Below are 2289 nucleotides of genomic sequence, written 5' to 3' on the forward strand. Positions count from 1 at the left end.
AGCCACAGGGCGTGGCCGCGTCCGGTCACCTGGGTGAACGCATCGGCGCAGGTGACGCGTGCCTCGAAGCGCGCGTGGGTGCTTTCCCCATCGCCGACGCCGACCTGGAGGCGACCGCGCAGCGGCAGCCATACGCCCGCGGCCGGTCCCTCGATGCGCAGGCCGGCGCCGCGGCCTCCGCCAATGAACATCGAAAGCGCGCCGCCGTCGATGCGCGGCAGGGTCAGACGGGTTCCGTGGCTGATGATTTGAACGCTTGCGGGCATGGTGCACCTTCGTCGTCGTGAAGAAGGCGCTTATTTACTTAGCCTGCCGCGGGGCTGTACGGAAATTGCGCTGAAATCGCGGCGAAATCTTTCGGTGCGATCGGCGAAATCGTTTCGTTACAACGATTTGCGTGGCGGCAATGCGGCGATACCGAACATGAAAACGGCCATCGGGGTCCCGGTCCCGATGGCCGTGTGACGCTTCCACTGCCCGTTGGAGAGGGCAGATATAGTGTGCTCTGCGCGTTCGCGCCGCGGGTTGCGGAAACCCGCGCATGAAATGATCGAAATTGCCCGATGGCGCAGCGGCAAGGGACCGCGTGACCGGCCGATTCAACGTGCGGCGCTGCGCTGCAGTTCGAAGGCGCCGATGTCGCTGTCCTCGACCGAAACGCGCGGCAGATAGACCTGCTTCAAATCGGGACCCACGCTGAAATTGAACTCGCCAAGTTCGATCGCGAGCTGCGCGACCAGCCGGTCACTGCGCGCATCGGGATCAAATTCGCGCAGGATCATCGAATGCAGGTCGGCGGCGGAGATGTACCAGATCTTGCCGCCGACGAGGTGCCAGCCGTCCAGCGTCAGCGAGGTGATCGTCTCGGTCAGCCGCTGTTCGTCGCCCGACTGCAGCGCGCGACGAAACAGGCCCGCGGTGCCGCTGCGCGTGTAGTAGACGAGGCCGCGCGCCGGATCGACTTCGACGTGCTGCACGCCCTGCGTCAGCACCTCGTCGGCCTGCTGCGGCGTGCCCGCTCCGGTGCGGTGGACCAGGCGCGCGCCGTTGCTGCTCGCGCCGATCGCGATCACGAAACTGCCCGGCTGCACGCCATAGGTGCCGAACAGCACGTTCTCGTCCTTGTCCGAAACGACGCGCTCGCGGCGCGAGGCGATTTCGATTTCGACCAGGCGCGAAGGCTCACCGTCGCGCTGCACGTCGACGAGCAGCGCAGCCGAGTCGCCACGCCACACCGGATTGGAGAGGGTCGCATCGCGATACTCGGTCACCGCGTAGGCGCCATCCTTGTCGCGTTCGCTGATCCACAACTGCGCGGTGCCGCTGCGCGTGGACAGGAAGGCGACGCGCGCGCCGTCGGGCGATGCGACGGGCGTGAAGTCGCTGCCGGTCGATGTGGCGAGCTTGCGCGGCTCCTTCGCCGCGGCATCGAGATCGACTTGGACAATGCCGCTGGTCGTGCGCGAGATCTCGTAGACCACCGTGTTGCTGCCGCGCGCGGCGTCGGGGAAGCGCGCCGCTTCGACGCCCAGACGCTGCGGCGCGCCGCCGGCGGCGTCGATGGCATACAGTTCGGACTTGCCCTGATGGTCGGATGAGAATACGAGCGCCGAACTGTCCGCGGCCCAGGTGTAGCCGCGAATGCGTCCGGACAGGTGGGTGAGCTGGCGCACCGCGCCGCCGTCGGCGTGCATCACGTAGAGGTCGCTGTACGGCGAAATGCCGCGACGGAATGCGATCCAGCGGCCGTCGGGCGAATAGTGAGCCTCGAGATCCTGATCGCCTTTCGTGTGCTCGTAGCGCAGCGGCTGCTTGGCACCGGTCTCGACGTTCCAGAGCAGCAGGGTCAGGTCCGACTGGCGACCGTCCATGCGCAACGCGGTGATGAGCTGCTTGCCATCCGGAGTCCAGTCGTAGGCGCTGGTGAAGAAATCCTGGCAATCGCCGATCTCGCGCTCGCGCCCGCCGAGGCTCGGCACGACGAACAGCGTGCACTTGTCCCTGCCCAGACGCTGGAAGGCGATGCGGCTGCCGTCGGGCGACCACACCGGCAGCATGTCGTGCGCGACCTCGGTGTTCGGTGCCAGCGCGACGAGCTGCGAAGGTTCCATTGTGCGGATGTAGAGACGGTCCAGCCCAGTCTCTTGCACGAGCTTGCCGAACGCCACGCGCGTGCCGTCGGGCGAGATATGCGGGCGCAGTTCCATGCCCGGATCGGAGGTGACCGCGCGAATGTTGGCCGCTTGCCAGGGCAGACTCGCAGGACGTTGCCCGACCCGGGCAAAGTAA

At 66.7% G+C, this 2289-nt stretch carries 3 protein-coding genes; 1 reads left to right on the forward strand and 2 read right to left on the reverse strand.

What is annotated here, in order from left to right; genetic code table 11:
* Positions 1-266, reverse strand: a 266-nt coding sequence (locus VF497_RS00005) for a hypothetical protein (RefSeq protein WP_330884971.1), incomplete at its 3' end; no start/stop codon positions are given.
* Between VF497_RS00005 and VF497_RS00010 the strand changes: the two genes are divergently transcribed.
* Positions 265-465, forward strand: a complete 201-nt coding sequence (locus VF497_RS00010) for a hypothetical protein (protein ID WP_330884973.1) — start codon at positions 265-267, stop codon at positions 463-465. The two genes, VF497_RS00005 and VF497_RS00010, sit on opposite strands and share 2 nt — an antisense overlap.
* Positions 466-599: 134 nt before the next feature.
* Here the strand turns inward: VF497_RS00010 and VF497_RS00015 are convergent.
* The coding region (locus tag VF497_RS00015) for a hypothetical protein (RefSeq protein WP_330884975.1) at positions 600-2289 on the reverse strand (1690 nt) is incomplete at its 5' end.

Origin of the sequence: Rudaea sp. (assembly GCF_036383415.1) — a bacterium.
Lineage (GTDB): Bacteria > Pseudomonadota > Gammaproteobacteria > Xanthomonadales > Rhodanobacteraceae > Rudaea.